At 60.7% G+C, this 14,404-nt stretch carries 16 protein-coding genes; 9 read left to right on the top strand and 7 right to left on the bottom strand.

From position 1 onward, the window contains the following. The first annotated feature begins 36 nt into the window (after positions 1 to 36). On the top strand, positions 37 to 1,623 hold the full coding sequence (gene nadB, locus K3136_RS07385; protein ID WP_221429706.1) for an L-aspartate oxidase: 1,587 nt from the start codon (positions 37 to 39) through the stop codon (positions 1,621 to 1,623). A gap of 25 nt (positions 1,624 to 1,648) precedes the next feature. Then, positions 1,649 to 2,404, top strand: coding sequence for a hypothetical protein (locus K3136_RS07380; RefSeq protein WP_221429705.1), 756 nt, complete (start codon positions 1,649 to 1,651; stop codon positions 2,402 to 2,404). Between the two features lie 8 nt (positions 2,405 to 2,412). Here K3136_RS07380 and K3136_RS07375 read toward each other — a convergent pair whose 3' ends face one another. Together K3136_RS07375 and K3136_RS07370 are read right to left on the bottom strand one after the other, a co-directional pair. Continuing rightward, on the bottom strand, positions 2,413 to 2,787 hold the full coding sequence (locus K3136_RS07375; protein WP_247711305.1) for a PilZ domain-containing protein: 375 nt from the start codon (positions 2,785 to 2,787) through the stop codon (positions 2,413 to 2,415). 135 nt (positions 2,788 to 2,922) lie between these two features. Beyond that, positions 2,923 to 3,240, bottom strand: a complete 318-nt coding sequence (locus K3136_RS07370) for a PilZ domain-containing protein (RefSeq protein ID WP_221429703.1) — start codon at positions 3,238 to 3,240, stop codon at positions 2,923 to 2,925. 201 nt (positions 3,241 to 3,441) lie between these two features. On the opposite strand from K3136_RS07370, the gene K3136_RS07365 reads away from it, so the two are divergent. After that, the gene (locus tag K3136_RS07365) at positions 3,442 to 4,332 is read left to right on the top strand and encodes an alpha/beta fold hydrolase (RefSeq protein WP_221429702.1); all 891 of its coding nucleotides are present in this window, start codon (positions 3,442 to 3,444) and stop codon (positions 4,330 to 4,332) included. 365 nt (positions 4,333 to 4,697) lie between these two features. Beyond that, on the top strand, positions 4,698 to 5,204 hold the full coding sequence (locus K3136_RS07360; RefSeq protein WP_221429701.1) for an energy transducer TonB: 507 nt from the start codon (positions 4,698 to 4,700) through the stop codon (positions 5,202 to 5,204). A 99-nt stretch (positions 5,205 to 5,303) separates the two neighbouring features. Here the strand turns inward: K3136_RS07360 and K3136_RS07355 are convergent, their stop codons facing one another. Continuing rightward, entirely contained in the window at positions 5,304 to 5,894 is a 591-nt protein-coding gene (locus K3136_RS07355) for an HD domain-containing protein (RefSeq protein ID WP_221429700.1), read from the bottom strand. Positions 5,895 to 6,383: 489 nt separating this feature from the next. Between K3136_RS07355 and K3136_RS07350 the strand changes: the two genes are divergently transcribed. After that, positions 6,384 to 8,417, top strand: a complete 2,034-nt coding sequence (locus tag K3136_RS07350; protein ID WP_221429699.1) for a ribonucleoside-diphosphate reductase subunit alpha — start codon at positions 6,384 to 6,386, stop codon at positions 8,415 to 8,417. Between the two features lie 85 nt (positions 8,418 to 8,502). Here K3136_RS07350 and K3136_RS07345 read toward each other — a convergent pair whose 3' ends face one another. Further along, positions 8,503 to 8,748: a DUF2171 domain-containing protein gene (locus K3136_RS07345; protein WP_221429698.1), complete on the bottom strand. Its 246-nt coding sequence runs from the start codon at positions 8,746 to 8,748 to the stop codon at positions 8,503 to 8,505. A gap of 140 nt (positions 8,749 to 8,888) precedes the next feature. Here K3136_RS07345 and K3136_RS07340 point away from each other — a divergent pair, with 140 nt between their 5' ends. Beyond that, positions 8,889 to 9,398 (top strand): hypothetical protein, encoded by a 510-nt coding sequence (locus K3136_RS07340; RefSeq protein ID WP_221429697.1) that lies wholly within the window; start codon positions 8,889 to 8,891, stop codon positions 9,396 to 9,398. Between the two features lie 149 nt (positions 9,399 to 9,547). Here the strand turns inward: K3136_RS07340 and K3136_RS07335 are convergent, their stop codons facing one another. After that, on the bottom strand, positions 9,548 to 9,901 hold the full coding sequence (locus tag K3136_RS07335) for a hypothetical protein (RefSeq protein WP_221429696.1): 354 nt from the start codon (positions 9,899 to 9,901) through the stop codon (positions 9,548 to 9,550). A gap of 266 nt (positions 9,902 to 10,167) precedes the next feature. On the opposite strand from K3136_RS07335, the gene K3136_RS07330 reads away from it, so the two are divergent. Both K3136_RS07330 and K3136_RS07325 read left to right on the top strand, forming a co-directional pair. After that, positions 10,168 to 11,226 (top strand): ribonucleotide-diphosphate reductase subunit beta, encoded by a 1,059-nt coding sequence (locus K3136_RS07330; protein WP_221429695.1) that lies wholly within the window; start codon positions 10,168 to 10,170, stop codon positions 11,224 to 11,226. A gap of 5 nt (positions 11,227 to 11,231) precedes the next feature. Next, positions 11,232 to 12,047, top strand: a complete 816-nt coding sequence (locus tag K3136_RS07325) for a hypothetical protein (RefSeq protein WP_221429694.1) — start codon at positions 11,232 to 11,234, stop codon at positions 12,045 to 12,047. A gap of 113 nt (positions 12,048 to 12,160) precedes the next feature. Here K3136_RS07325 and K3136_RS14185 read toward each other — a convergent pair whose 3' ends face one another. Continuing rightward, positions 12,161 to 12,256, bottom strand: coding sequence for an SEC-C metal-binding domain-containing protein (locus K3136_RS14185; protein ID WP_425594367.1), 96 nt, complete (start codon positions 12,254 to 12,256; stop codon positions 12,161 to 12,163). A gap of 524 nt (positions 12,257 to 12,780) precedes the next feature. Between K3136_RS14185 and K3136_RS07315 the strand changes: the two genes are divergently transcribed. Continuing rightward, entirely contained in the window at positions 12,781 to 13,698 is a 918-nt protein-coding gene (locus tag K3136_RS07315; protein ID WP_221429692.1) for a sulfotransferase domain-containing protein, read from the top strand. A gap of 140 nt (positions 13,699 to 13,838) precedes the next feature. On the opposite strand, the gene K3136_RS07310 is transcribed toward K3136_RS07315, so the two are convergent. Then, on the bottom strand, positions 13,839 to 14,354 hold the full coding sequence (locus tag K3136_RS07310; protein WP_221429691.1) for a thermonuclease family protein: 516 nt from the start codon (positions 14,352 to 14,354) through the stop codon (positions 13,839 to 13,841). Positions 14,355 to 14,404: the final 50 nt, after the last annotated feature.

Below are 14,404 nucleotides of genomic sequence, written 5' to 3'. Positions count from 1 at the left end.
CTTGCCGCGTGATGTTGCGATGGGCATGACGCTGGCATGACAGACCAGACACACGACGTCCTCGTCATCGGCTCGGGTGCAGCCGGACTCACCGCCGCGCTCGAACTGGCGCAGACCAAGAAAGTGCTCGTCCTTGCCAAGGGCAAGCTGACCAGTGGATCGACCGCATGGGCCCAAGGCGGCATCGCCGCCGTGCTCGATGCGGGCGACACCTTCGAGAACCACATCCGTGACACCATGGTCGCCGGCGCAGGGCTCAACGACCTCGAGACGGTCGAATTCGTGATCGAACGCGCGCCAAAGGCGATCGACCGATTGTGCGAACTCGGCGTGCCTTTCAATCGCGACGACGGGGACCTGCACCTCACGCGCGAGGGCGGCCATTCGCACCGCCGGATCGTCCATGTCGACGATGCCACAGGCTGGGCGGTCCAGGCAGCACTGCTCAAGGCGGCGGAAGAAAACCCGAATATCACCCTGCTGCCGCACCAGAGCTGCATCGACCTCATCACCGGCCGCAACCAGGAAGAATATTCCGGCTCGGGCCGCGTCTGGGGTGCCTATGCTCTCGACGAGGAAAGCGGCGAGGTTGTCAGCCATGTCGCGCGCGCCACCGTGCTCGCGGCGGGCGGGGCGGGCCGCGTTTATCTCTTCTCGACTGCTCCTCGCGGTGCGACGGGCGACGGGATCGCCATGGCCTGGCGTGCCGGTGCGCGCGTCTCCAACATGGAGATGATGCAGTTCCATCCGACCTGCCTCTACAATCTCGAGGTCAAGAACTTCCTGATCACAGAGGCGGTGCGCGGCGAGGGTGGGCGGCTGTTCAACCCGGTGACGGGCGAGCGCTATATGGAGCAGTACGACAAGGAGCGCATGGAGCTCGCCCCGCGCGATATCGTGGCGCGCGCGAATGACGACCAGATCAAGCGCTACGGCCTCGACTATGTCCACCTCGATATCAGCCACCAGCCGCCCGAATTCGTGAAGGAGCATTTCCCCACGATCCACGAAAAGCTGATGGGTCTTGGCATAGACATGACCACGCAGCCAATCCCCGTCGTGCCGGCGCAGCATTACACTTGCGGCGGTGTGAAGATCGGGCTCGATGCCAAGACCGACCTGCCCGGCCTCTGGGCAGCAGGCGAATGCACCGAGAGCGGGCTACACGGCGCAAACCGTCTTGCCTCGAACAGCCTGCTCGAATGCTTCGTATTCGGCGAGGCGGCGGCCAAGGACATCCTTGCGTGCTGGGACAAGCTCGATGATCCGCCCGAGATCCGCCCCTGGGATGCGAGCCGCGTGACCGATTCCGACGAGGAAGTCGTCATCAAGCAGAACTGGACCGAGATCCGCCGCTTCATGTGGAACTATGTCGGCATCGTGCGCACGACCAAGCGGCTGGAGCGTGCGGGCAACCGGATCGAAATGATGCGGCAGGAAGTCGAGGATTATTACGGCAGCTTCCGTGTCACGACCGACCTGATCGAGCTGCGCAATTTGCTCGACTGCGCGGGGCTGATCGTGAAAAGCGCGCTCAGGCGGCACGAGAGCCGCGGCCTGCATTTCATCCTCGATTATCCCGAAACCGACAGCGTGGCGCGCGATACCGTTCTGGTGCCGTAAAGGTCGCCCGCGGCAGGAAGGCGGGATGAGAGCTTATCGCCCCCTGACCTTCAAGTTGGCCCTGCTGTCGGCAATCGCGTTGCTGGGGGCAGTGGCCCTGCCCTCGGTCTCGCGTGCGACCCCGCCCGACGTGGTCGTCATCACCGACACGCTATTCGGAATGTCGAAGGACCGGGTCTTCGTGCTGCGCACATCGCGGGACAATCTGGGCCTGCACATGTCGCAGCGAAGCGAGACCTGGCTGGTGGCGATCGATCCGCAGACGGGCGAGGAAACATTCTGGCCGGTCCACGCCGCAAGGCGCGATAGCGACTGGAATCCGGAAACGCAGGCGAGCGTCTGGGAAGTCACGACTGACGATAATCCACTTGCGGTCAATCCTTATGAGATCCTCGCGCAATTCGATGGCTTGCCGGTGGAGCCCATGGCGAATGACAAGCCTGCGCCGATTGGCGCGGCCAAGGACGGCACGTTGAAAGCAACTCTTGATCCAGAACGCGTGTTCGAGCTGCAGGTCGCCCCTGCGCGCAAACGCTACGTGCAATCCGTGCAGGCCATGGCGCGAAGCGTCGTCGATGCGGAAAGGCTGGCGCCCATCAAGACGCGCGACGTCTTCGAAGACAGTGTCGAGGGTGTGTCCGAATGCAGCTTCGTCTCGCTCGGTTACAGGGGCCTGTTGCAAAGCGGCGGCCAGCAGTACCTATCCGTGCGCGTGACGTGCAATTCCTACGACTGGATCGAAGGGCACTCGCTTATCCAGCTCGTTCCGATTTCTGGGTAGTCGACCGCTCAGGCAGGGCCGCGCAGGCGCGACAGAGGCGGGAGCCTGCGGCCGAAATGGTCTAGCGCGACCGGATTGCCTGCCGGCATGTCGTCGAGCGTGAAATACATCAGCGCGGCTTTCGACAGCGGATCACGGAACTCCACGCCGATCTTTCCGGGAGCATTCCAGCGGACGATACCTGCGACCTCGACGCCTTTTAGCAGGCGGATATCCACTGGCGTTCCGGTGGGCAGGGTGGTTTCGATACCGGTCAGCATGCAACCGCCCAGCGAGATATCATTCAGGGCGTCATGCGTGACGGAGCCGAGGGCGCTGCAACGCACCTCAGCGGAAACGCAAAGCCTTTCGGCTTTCCTCTTGTCCCTAACCCCATCCGTCATTTCGCCATCATTTATGCCGCAAGGCTGCTCGGCGCGCTTGGAAGAAAGCGACAAAACCGATCAACTATTAGTAGATGGCCGGATAGTACTGAATTCAGGTCAGTTTTACTTATGAATTAGGGGTGCAGCACGAGGTCAGGAGTTCGCTGCGCGGCGGAGCATCCAGTCGTCCAGCGCGTAATTGCGCACAATCCCGGTGGGTACCGGCTGGTGGAAGGCAATCCCAAGGGCGGCGCCGAGCTGCCATGCGATGAGGCCACTGGCCGGGAATTCGGGCCGGAGCACGATTTCGCAAAACTGGCCGATTTCCGCCTCTGCGTCACTGCATTCGATCATGCATCCGGACTGGGACAGGTTGCGCATCTTGGCATCGAAAGTCTGCCCGCCGACTTCGAAAGTGACGGTGTCGCGTGTCGGGCTGCGGGCCTCCGTCCTGCGGTCGATAGAATCCATTTCCGTCGCTTCCCCGGCCCACGTTCAAAATACTATCATCGCCATGCAAAATGAATTGTAGATTAGCGACAATGAATAGTTCTATATTTACTTTTGATTTACTATAAATCGCATGGACCAAGCCTGCGGCGCAATCGGGTGGACAAGTGCGGCACTCTCGTGCCTATTGCGATGGCGTCACAGCAGGAGGAGAGCGCCGCAATGCCCAAGGTCACCGCCAACGGGATCGACATCCACTATGAAGAGCATGGCGATCCCGCTGATCCTGCGATGCTGCTGATCATGGGCTTCGGCGCGCAACTGACCCTGTGGCCCGACGAGCTGGTCGAGGCGCTGGCTGGTCATGGCTACCGGGTGATCCGCTATGACAATCGCGACATCGGGCTGAGCCACAAGTTCGACGGTGTGAAAGCACCGGGCCTCGTGAAGATGACCTTGATGTCGAAGCTCGGGCTCACGCCCAGGGTGCCTTACACGCTGGCCGACATGGCGGCCGATGGCATCGGGCTGCTCGATGCGCTCGATATCGAGAAGGCGCATATCGTCGGCGCCAGCATGGGCGGCATGATCGCGCAGCATGTCGCTGCCAAATATCCCGAACGCTGCCTCAGCTTCACGCAGATATTCTCGACCACCGGCAATCCCAAACTGCCCCCGGCGAAGAAGGAGGCCCTGCAGGCGCTGGTCACCCGCCCGAAGAGCAATGACGAGGACGTCCTTGTCGACCACGGCATCATGCTCGCCCGCACCATCGGTTCGCCGGGCTATCCTTCGCCCGAAGACCGCCTGCGCGAACGCACGCGCACCAGTGTGCGCCGCAGCTTTTATCCGGAAGGTCCGACACGGCACCTGTCCGCGATCGTCGCCGATGGCGACCGCCGCGAGATGTTGAAGGATATCACCGTCCCGACGCTCGTCCTTCATGGCGAGGACGACCCGCTGGTGCCTTGCGAAGGTGGGCGGGAAACGGCCGAATGCATTTCCGGCGCGAAGCTCGAGACCATCCCCGGCTGGGGGCATGACCTGCCACTGGAGCTGGTCGATCCGCTGGCCGGTCACATTGCTGGACACGCCCGCCAGGCGACCAACTGACGAAGCCAGTCGACGAGTGTTGAAGCCGTTCGACGAACGGGTCGAACGACATCCAGAGGCTGCATCGAGTCGCTTGCTGGCAAGCGATCACATGCTGCCGGGAATGGGTGATTTGGCATCAGCGGGCTTGGCGAAGCTTGTCGCCTGAAGACAGGAAATTGCCAGTTTGCCCTTATGCGACACACAATCCAACGCGATTTGACAACGACCTTGCGCAGGTTCATTTTTCCCCTCGTCAACCGGTCCCGCAGCCGGAACGACTGGATCGACCAATGACCGTCATCGCTAATTGATAAGATTGGACTGTCGCGATCAAAGCGTAACTCTCTGCGGCCGATCATCTCTCTTGATGAAGGATGATCACAATGAACAAGCTTTTTGCAATTTCACTCGCCACTGCGGTTAGCGCCGCAATTCTTGCCGTCCCGGCAACTTCACAGATCGTCGTGACACCCAGTGTTCCGGTCGAGCAGGCTGTAAAGAAGGTCTCCCGCGACTTTGACCGCCAGATCAACCGGATCGCCGATCGCAGCAACGTGCATACCGGCAACGGGATCGCCATCGTGCGTTTCGAGCGTGATGAAGAAGGCGACCCCGCCAACGCCAGGATCTATCGTGCTTCCGGCGACAAGCGGATCGACCGCGTGTCGGTGCGTGCGGTAAGCGGTTTGCGCTCACTCGATACCTTCCCGACGGCTCTCGGCGAGGACCAGGTTTTCCAGGCGAATATCATTTTCGCGGACAACCGGCGTTCGATGGAAGAGCTCACGCAAGAGCTTGCCGCTCTTGAAGAGGCGAGGCTCGCACGTGGACCCGAAGAGCGTGAAGTGATCGCACTGGGCACATACCTCGCGAACACGACCGCGCAGTAAAGCCACTGCAGATTCCGGTCACCCCCGGCCGGAAAAGCTTCGGCGTCACCCCGGAACTGCGGGACGAGGTGGCGTCGAAGTTTTGCTGTCCGCCAGGGTTTATCGGGCGAGCTTGCCGAGCGACCTGGCAAGGTTCTCCCGGGCCCGGTCTTCGAAGCTTTCCCGCCCCCAATCGCTGAAATAGAGCCGTTCTCTTGCGGCAAAGCCGCGCAGCACGGCGGCGCGACCTTCCCGGTACCGATCGTCGGGCACGTGCGCATACTCCCGCCTGATCTGGCCCTCGTAAATGTCGAAGCGCTCTTCCGATGCGCCGAGGATCGCGAGGTCCATGTCGAGGAAATAGGCAGTGTCGCCTCTCTCGCTCCCGGCAAGGGCTTCGGGAAGATGATGGCCTTCGGTCGCAAGGATCATGCTGCGCGCGAGCTCGAGCGTGGGCCGTTCGATGGGCGGGCCCGTTTCGACCAGCAGGTCGGCGCTCCTCCTCTCGTTGTCCTTGGCCTGCGGATCGTAGATCGCATCGTGGAACAGGATCGCGTGCAGCACTGCCCGGACGTCCGCGATTCGATCCTCCACCCGCTTCAGGTGGCCCAGCAGGGCGGTGATGTGCGTCCAGTCGTGGTAGTGGCGCTGCGGCTCTGCATGGCGTGTGCGCAGCATGGCCAGAATGTCCGGATCGATAGCTTCGAGCATGGCCGTCAGGCTGGCACTCCCCGGCCCGGCGAGCAACAAAATTTCCGGCCCCGATTCGAATGATTCACAAGCCCCGGCCCACCGATTGTGCCCGCAAAATTTTTTTCACTGATTCATTTTTGGGCTTGCGATCTCGCAAAGCCAGCTTGGTCCACGCGTCGCTGCGTTGCATCATCATGACACACCGACCCCATGTGCATATCGCAGCGGTTAAAATCGTGTTGACCCTCTTGCGCCCGGGAGGTCTCTGATTCAGTATCTAGTGGTCGGTTGCCTGGGGGTACCTACAAGACCTAGCGATTTCTCCTTCAGTCCCCATATGGGGTCTGAGGCGGATTGGGCCCGGTCCTGTGGAGAAAACTGGATAAGTTTTCGTCATCTCCCAGCGCATTCGATGCTAGTCGGGAGAACACATTCTCCGACTCGATGGCAGAGCGAACGGGCGGGGGGAACAGTCTCGCCGCGGTCATACAAACGGTGGGGCACACGATGGATTTCAAGAGCGGAGACGAAGCGGCGATGGGTCTGGATCTGGACATGGAAGATTCTGTCGAAGACACCGCTCCCGCCAAGGCGAAAACGAAGCCGGAAAAGGCAGTGGCCATGGAAAAGAAAGACGCAGGAAGCGAAGAACTCGTGGCCGAAAAGGCTGGCGAAGCCATGGCTGGCGCCATGGCCGAAGTCGCCAAGGCTGCCGTCAAGGAAGACAGCAAGAAGGTCCTCGACCGCCGCTTCGACGTGAAGACGGACGACAGCCGTAACGACCTGCTGACCGAATTCGGCAAGGAAACACTCGAAGACCGTTACCTGCTTCCCGGCGAAACCTATCAGGACCTGTTCGCCCGCGTCGCTGACTATTTCGCGGACGATGCCGATCACGCGCAGCGCCTGTACGATTATATTTCCAAGCTGTGGTTCATGCCCGCAACGCCGGTTCTTTCGAACGGCGGCACCACGCGCGGCCTGCCCATCTCCTGCTATCTCAACTCGGTGTCCGACAGCCTCGACGGTATCGTCAACACCTGGAACGAGAACGTGTGGCTCGCGTCCAAGGGCGGCGGCATCGGCACGTACTGGGGCAATGTGCGCGGCATCGGCGAGCCGGTCGGCCTCAATGGCAAGACCAGCGGCATCATTCCCTTCGTGCGCGTGATGGACAGCCTCACGCTGGCTATTTCGCAAGGCTCGCTGCGCCGCGGATCGGCTGCTTGCTACATCGACGTCAACCACCCGGAAATCGAGGAATTCCTCGAAATCCGCAAACCTTCGGGCGATTTCAACCGCAAGGCGCTGAACCTGCACCACGGCGTGCTGGTTACCGATGCCTTCATGGAAGCGGTCCGCGCGGGCGAGGAATTCGACCTCGTCAGCCCGAAGGACGGCAGCGTCCGCAAGACGGTCGACGCGCGCTCGCTCTTCCAGAAGCTCGTCGAAACCCGCCTTGCCACGGGCGAGCCCTACATCGTGTTCTCGGACACGGTGAACCGCATGATGCCCAAGCATCACCGCGATCTCGGCCTCAAGGTCTCGACCTCGAACCTGTGCGCCGAAATCACCCTGCCGACCGGCATCGACCACTTGGGCAACGACCGCACCGCGGTCTGCTGCCTGTCCTCGCTCAACATCGAGAAGTGGGACGAGTGGAACGGTGAAAAGCAGTTCATCGAGGACATCATGCGTTTCCTCGACAACGTCCTGCAGGACTATATCGACCGCGCACCCGACGAGATGGCGCGCGCCAAATATTCGGCCATGCGCGAACGCAGCGTCGGCCTCGGCGTGATGGGTTTCCACTCCTTCCTACAGCAGAAGGGCATCGGCTTCGAAAGCCCGATGGCCAAGGTCTGGAACCTGAAGATGTTCAAGCACATCCAGGGCAAGGCTTCGGAAGCATCGATGATGCTCGCGAAAGAACGCGGCGCATGCCCCGATGCAGAAGAAATGGGCGCGATGGAGCGTTTCAGCTGCAAGATGGCAATCGCACCGACCGCCTCGATCAGCATCATTTGCGGCGGCACCTCGGCTTGCATCGAGCCGATCCCGGCGAACATCTACACCCACAAGACCCTGTCGGGCAGCTTCATCGTGAAGAACCCGTATCTGGAAAAGCTGCTCGACAAGAAGAGCAAGAACTCGACCGCGATCTGGAATTCGATCCTGGAAAAGGGCGGCAGCGTCCAGCACCTCGACTTCCTGACGCCGGAAGAGAAGGCGACCTTCAAGACCAGCTTCGAAATCGACCAGCGCTGGCTGCTCGAATTCGCTGCCGATCGCGCGCCCTATATCGACCAGGCGCAGTCGCTGAACCTGTTCATCCCGGCCGACGTCGACAAGTGGGACCTCATGATGCTGCACTTCCAGGCGTGGGAGAAGGGCATCAAGTCGCTCTACTACCTCCGCTCGAAGTCGGTGCAGCGCGCCGGTTTCGCCGGCGGCGTGGAGGCCGACAACACTGCCGATGCAGCGAAGTACGAACTGGCCGCAGAGCAGACCGATTACGAGGAATGCCTCGCCTGCCAGTAAGGCCGACAAGGCACAGCAAAAGCCCCGCCCTCCAGTTCGGAGAGCGGGGCTTTTTCATGACCGGATTGGATCCGGCTAGTTCGGTTTAGGCGTCTTCCATGACTGCCTTGTTGCCGAGACCTTCGGGAATGCGTGCGCCTTCCTTCAGGTAGATGCGGTTGTCGTCGATCTTCTCGACGTCATCCAGCGAAAGGAAGTGGTGCATATCGTCCGAGCTGTCCGACTTGGTCAGTTTGATGGCGTCGTCCTTCACTTCGTCGACGGTCCCGACGTGGAGACCTTCACAGTTGGCGACTTCCATATGTTCCTTGATGCGTAGCTTCTCAAACATGTAAAACCCTTTTGTTTTGCGTTGCTTATACCTTACCAACGGGCGGCAACGGGTATCGGTCCACGCTTCGTCGAAGCTGGTGCACGGGTTGTGAGTTATGTGGACTGGTCAACGAATGTGCGGAGGATTAGACATTCGCGATGGACGATTTTCTCGCGCTATTTCACGGGATCAGCGGCTGGAGCCTGGGGTGGGTACTCGCCGCGTTTCTCTTCGCGCTAACTTTCGAAAGCTGGCCGCACCTCAGATATTCCTACTGGCAGTGGCGCATCGATCGTCTGCTCGGGCGTGAAGAGGTCCACCCCGACGACATCCGCGACCTGCATTGGAGACAGAACGAGAAGCCTGAGCCATTCGATTTCCTGCGCGTTCTCTACGCATCCTTCCAAATGTCGCTCCAGCTCGCGCTGCCGGTTATCCTTGTCGATGTCGTCAGCGCCGACGACCTTTCGCTCGCGCCGGCAGCGGTCGCTGCGGTGCTCCTGTTCTCACAGAACAAGGAGCGCGCACAGGAGGATGAAGGTGGCGAGGAACCTGTGGAGCCCGGGCCGACCGTCTACCCGCGCGAGGCCAAGATCGGCTTTGCTTTCGCCTTGCTCGTCTCGACCGGCCTCTTTCTCTACATCTCGCAGGTGATGCAGCCCGGATAGCGGCTGCGCGTCCGGCTATCGGTCAAAGTACATGGCGTAAAACGTATGACGCCCCGCCTTTTGAGGGGCGGGGCGCCGGGGTTGCGAGACTTGCCCGCAAAAGGGGAAAACCGGACAAATCCGCTTAGCCCCGAACTGTGAAACTCGTGTCAGCTTTCGCCGAGCGGCCTGTCGGCATCGGCTGCGGCACGCGTATCGGGCCGTTGCGAAATCTCGCCCGGCTGACTGTTGCCATCGAAATCGTCGCACTGGTGCAGCTGCTGCTTGCCGAGGTTGCCGGTGGCGACATCCTGCTCCATCTGGCCGCTGTTGTCGCGGGCATTGCCATAGCCCTGCTGCGCGTCGGCCTGCTTGTTGATGTTGCCGGCCTGGTTGACCTCGTACTGGTCGTATTCCGGTCGCGGTCCCCCAGTCTGTGCGTGAAGCGCCTGCTGCTGGTCGCCGGGCTGGGCGCCCTGCGGCTGATCCTGCTGCTGCTCGTTTGCTGGTGCTTGATCGGACATTGGTAACTCCTTTGCACAACCAACGGCTTGGACGCCTTTGTCGTTCCGCAACTCGTCGCAAATGGAGCGCGCTTGCGAGGTTTCCCGGCCAGGCGGCCGCGTGACGAAAGACCGGAAAAGCGCAGAGTCATGCGGGCAAGCGCCGAGGCAGGCGGGGTCCGAAAAACTTATCCAGTCTTATCCCCGCCGAATCATATGTCCTTGCCTTCGAATCCGGCCTGTGATTCCCTATATGAGTCGCTGAACACAAACGCCGGAGACACAAGATGTCGTTGCTCGAAGCCAGAAAGACCTACAAGCCCTTTGAATATCCCTGGGCCTATGAATTCTGGAAACGCCAGCAACAGATCCACTGGATGCCGGAAGAAGTGCCGCTGGGCGAAGACTGCCGCGACTGGGCGCAGAAGCTGACCGAGCATGAGCGTAACCTGCTCACGCAGATCTTCCGTTTCTTCACCCAGGCCGATGTCGAGGTGCAGGATTGCTACCACGACAAGTATGGCCGCGTGTTCAAGCCGACCGAAGTGAAGATGATGCTCACCGCGTTCTCCAACATGGAAACGGTGCACATCGCGGCATACAGCCACCTGCTCGACACGATCGGCATGCCGGAAAGCGAATACAGCGCCTTCCTCGATTACGAGGAAATGGCCGACAAGCACAATTACATGCAGCAGTTCGGCGTCGACAATGATGAAGACATTGCTCGCACGCTCGCCATGTTCGGCGCGTTTACCGAAGGCATGCAGCTGTTCGCCAGCTTCGCCATGCTGATGAACTTCCCGCGCTTCAACAAGATGAAGGGCATGGGGCAGATCGTCAGCTGGTCGGTACGCGATGAAAGCCTCCACTGCGAAGGCATCATCCGCATGTTCCACGAGTTCGTGCGCGAGCGCGACTGCCTGACCAAGGCGGTCAAGGAAGACATCATCGACATCTGCCAGAAGACGGTGCGGCTGGAGGACAACTTCATCGACCTCGCCTTCGAAATGGGCCCCGTGTCCGGCATGACGGCGAAGGATATCAAGAAGTACATCCGCTACATTGCCGACTGGCGCCTGGGCCAGCTCAACCTCGACCCGATCTACATGGTCGATGACCACCCGCTGCCCTGGCTCGCCCCGCTCTTGAACGGTGTGGAGCACGCCAACTTCTTCGAAACCCGCGCGACCGAATATTCCAAGGGCGCGACCAAGGGCAACTGGAACGACGTGTGGTCGAGCTTCGACAAACGCCAGAGCGCCAAGGCCGCGAACGAGGAAGAAGCCGCAGACGACGGCCCGGGCCTGTTCGAAGACGGCGAAGGGGCTGTGGCGGCGGAGTAGGTTGAGTGGCTGATAAAGAAAAAGTCTGCTTCGTCATTTCTCCAATTGGTTCAGAAGGAAGCGATACAAGGAAGCGGGCTGATAAGCTGCTGAAGTATGTTATCCATCCCGTCGTATCGCCGCGTGGTTATTCGGTCGAGCGAGCAGATCACCTTTCTGAGCCAGGAATTATAACTAATCAGATTGTGCGAAAAATTCTCGACGCAGATTTGCTCATCGCAGACTTGTCAGAGGGCAATCCAAACGTTTTCTACGAGCTGGCAATTCGACACGGTTCGGCGAAACCATTCGTGCATATCATCGGATCCAAAGAAAAGATCCCATTTGATAACGCGCAAGTTAGAGCGATTCAGGTTGACCTTACAGATTTGGACAGTGTCGACCGGGCTAAGACAGAGCTACAGAAGCAGGTTAAGAGCTGCGAAGAGTCGCCGAGTTCGATTGAAAGCCCACTTAGTTTCGCCATCGAAATCGATAAGTTGTCGAACAGTCCGAAATCCGACGAGATGTTGACCGCAGCGATCTTCAAAGAGGTCGCCAGCCTTCGACGTGATCTTAGTGCTCTTAGGCATTCCGGGTCGGCGGGTGGTAAGGAGCAATTTGGCGCTTACGACCTTCTGAACTTGCTGCGGTCCCATGATTTTAGCGATCTGGCTGACGATTTGACATCGTCCTATTCGCTTGATTTCGTTAACTGGGGCAGTGTTACAATTTCAAGCGACAAAACGATCAAAGAAGATCAGAAAAAGGCGAGAGAATTAACGGCGGCCTTGGAGCAAATCACCCGATCCTCATGGGACGTAGATTATATTCCCTTTTGAACTAACCAATTCGACTTTTGCCCGTGCCGTACATCTAGACCTCGGAAGGTCGCAAGCGAGGCTCTCGCCCCGCCCGCTTTTCTCACCGCCAATAGTCCCGCCGTTCGGCGCCGTCATAGCGGCCCGACTTCATGCAGCAGCGCTTGAAATCTCGTTCCCGAACCGCAGGGGCATGGGTCGTTCCGCCCGAGTTTCTCGAGCAGTTCCACTTCGCCGTTTTTGATCGTCCGCTGTCCGCGCTTCACGCGCGTTTCGCTGGGGAAGCCCTTACGCCGTTTCGAGGTCCGCTCGAAAGGACGGGAGCGCGTCGTAGTCACGATATTCTGGCATGATCGCCTCCTCTTGTTGGGGCGGCGCGGGTAGCGGAAGCTGCTCTCAAAACCAAGCAGTGATGAAAGCTGCCCTCGGCGCGTGTGGGGAAGAGTTTTTTGTTTGCGCCCTCAAACGCCGGGCGGAGCGCGTCCGCGCTCCTTGGCTTCGGCCTAATCGGCCGACGCGCAGTCGCGCTTTGGCTGCCGCGACCAAGAACCGGTCTGGCTATCGGGCGTTGTACCGGACGGCGACCAGCCGACCGCAAGGGCGACCGCCCGCCCGCAGCGGGTGCGGCTTTCCGCACGTCTAGCGAGGACGAACCCGCGGAGGCGGGTTCGGAATACAAAAACTCCACCCACTTCCCAATCCCCCTCCCACCTGTCATGCTCGCCATCCCGGGTCGCCCATGGGGAGAGTGGCAATGCTTTTGGGTGTAGGGCGACCGGCGCGTAATCTTGAGGAATTCGGGGCCAATATGGGCTCGCTGGCGCAGGCAAGTGCGCCGCAGCCCTATCATGCGATCGATCCGCGCCCTTCCGATGTCTATATCACCAGCTGGGCCAAGAGCGGCACCACGCTGACCCAGCAGATCTTCCACCAGCTGCGCATGGCGCATGCCACCGGCGGCATCGACATGGACTTTACCGACATCAGCGGCGTCGTCCCCTGGGAAGACACCGCGAGCATGATCGATTTCGACATGACGGCGGAGCAGCGCGCGACCCCGCGCGGCTTCAAGTCGCACCGCGAATACGAGCGGCTGCCGGCTGGGTCGCGCTATGTCGTGACCTTGCGCGATCCGCACGAGACCTATGTCTCCATGCACCGCTTCTTCGATGGCTGGCATATCGAGAAAGGCGCGTTCTCGCTTGAGGACTTCATGCCGCTATGGATGGGCGGCGGACCGGGCGGCTGCGACTATTTCACCCACCTCCTGAGCTGGTACGCGAGGGCGGGAGAGGACGACACGCTGCTCGCCACCTATCGCTGGGTGGTGAAGAACAAGCCCGCGATGATCCGCGCGATGGGCCAGCTGATCGGCATCGAGCCGACGGACGAGGTGGTCGAGATGGTCATGGCCGCTACCACGCGCGAGTTCATGCACGACCACAAGGACCGCTTCGACGATGCGCTGGTCTGCGCGGTGATGGAAGAACGGCTCGGCATTCCGGCCAGCAGCGATTCCACCAAGGTGCAGGCCAAGGGCAGCGATGCGACAGTCCTGCCCGCCTCGGTGACGGAGGCTATCGATGCCATGTGGGCCGAACGGGTGACTCCGGTCACCGGCCATGCAGATTTCGCATCGCTGGCTGCGGAGATCGACGCGCGCTTCGATTAAGCGCCCCTACCGCGACATCGCCCGGTGAAGGCATCGGGATAACATTCCGGCCCGCGCAGCCTTGCAAGCAGGCTTTCGGGCGGTCACTCGGGGGTGCTGACCCGTGTCATGCGAGGGGCCATATCGCACTACGCAAGGGCTCAGTCACCGTCCCCGCTGCACCAGTCTACCGCCGATGTGCCCCAGCCGCTGCCTTCGGCAAGGCCTGCCGCGATCATGTGATCGGCCAGCAAATCGTCGCCCCGTCGCGCCTCTCGCAATTCGCGGCCATAGCGGTCGTAAGGCGGTTCGGTCCCGCCCGTCCACTCGAAGCGACCCCTCGCGAGCCACCGGTGAAGTTCGAGCTTCGCCCGATTGGCCTTCGCAACCTCCAGCTTGCACGCGCCATCCATCTCCGGCGCGTCGAAACCGGTGAGGCGAACGAGGCGATTGCCGATGGCCAGCGTGTCACCATCGATCACGCAGGGGCCGGGCCCGGGCGTACCGCACAGGCGGAAGGTCATGCCGACCGTGGTCACCGGCTCGGGCGGGTCAAGCCGGTCGCCGAGCAGGAGCCAGGCGGCGATGAGGGCGACCAGCAGCGCCCATGTCACCAGGGTCTTGCGCCTGCTCCGTAAGCTGCGTCGTTTCGGCCTGAAGCGTGCGATCTTTCCCATCCTCGGCGGGACAATAGCGACGTCCCGCGCGCTCGCAAGAATTCCCGGCG

This window comes from Qipengyuania gelatinilytica (assembly GCF_019711315.1).
Taxonomy (GTDB): domain Bacteria; phylum Pseudomonadota; class Alphaproteobacteria; order Sphingomonadales; family Sphingomonadaceae; genus Qipengyuania; species Qipengyuania gelatinilytica.
Note: the sequence above shows the minus strand (reverse complement) of the source record. Positions and strands in the feature narration are given on the sequence as shown.

Bases quoted from the DNA above. Each gene is read 5' to 3' on its own strand.
- nadB (WP_221429706.1), top strand. From the start codon at position 37: ATGACAGACCAGACACACGACGTCCTCGTCATCGGCTCGGGTGCAGCC.
- K3136_RS07380 (WP_221429705.1), top strand. From the start codon at position 1,649: ATGAGAGCTTATCGCCCCCTGACCTTCAAGTTGGCCCTGCTGTCGGCA.
- K3136_RS07375 (WP_247711305.1), bottom strand. From the start codon at position 2,787: ATGACGGATGGGGTTAGGGACAAGAGGAAAGCCGAAAGGCTTTGCGTT.
- K3136_RS07370 (WP_221429703.1), bottom strand. From the start codon at position 3,240: ATGGATTCTATCGACCGCAGGACGGAGGCCCGCAGCCCGACACGCGAC.
- K3136_RS07365 (WP_221429702.1), top strand. From the start codon at position 3,442: ATGCCCAAGGTCACCGCCAACGGGATCGACATCCACTATGAAGAGCAT.
- K3136_RS07360 (WP_221429701.1), top strand. From the start codon at position 4,698: ATGAACAAGCTTTTTGCAATTTCACTCGCCACTGCGGTTAGCGCCGCA.
- K3136_RS07355 (WP_221429700.1), bottom strand. From the start codon at position 5,894: ATGCTCGAAGCTATCGATCCGGACATTCTGGCCATGCTGCGCACACGC.
- K3136_RS07350 (WP_221429699.1), top strand. From the start codon at position 6,384: ATGGATTTCAAGAGCGGAGACGAAGCGGCGATGGGTCTGGATCTGGAC.
- K3136_RS07345 (WP_221429698.1), bottom strand. From the start codon at position 8,748: ATGTTTGAGAAGCTACGCATCAAGGAACATATGGAAGTCGCCAACTGT.
- K3136_RS07340 (WP_221429697.1), top strand. From the start codon at position 8,889: ATGGACGATTTTCTCGCGCTATTTCACGGGATCAGCGGCTGGAGCCTG.
- K3136_RS07335 (WP_221429696.1), bottom strand. From the start codon at position 9,901: ATGTCCGATCAAGCACCAGCAAACGAGCAGCAGCAGGATCAGCCGCAG.
- K3136_RS07330 (WP_221429695.1), top strand. From the start codon at position 10,168: ATGTCGTTGCTCGAAGCCAGAAAGACCTACAAGCCCTTTGAATATCCC.
- K3136_RS07315 (WP_221429692.1), top strand. From the start codon at position 12,781: ATGCTTTTGGGTGTAGGGCGACCGGCGCGTAATCTTGAGGAATTCGGG.
- K3136_RS07310 (WP_221429691.1), bottom strand. From the start codon at position 14,354: ATGGGAAAGATCGCACGCTTCAGGCCGAAACGACGCAGCTTACGGAGC.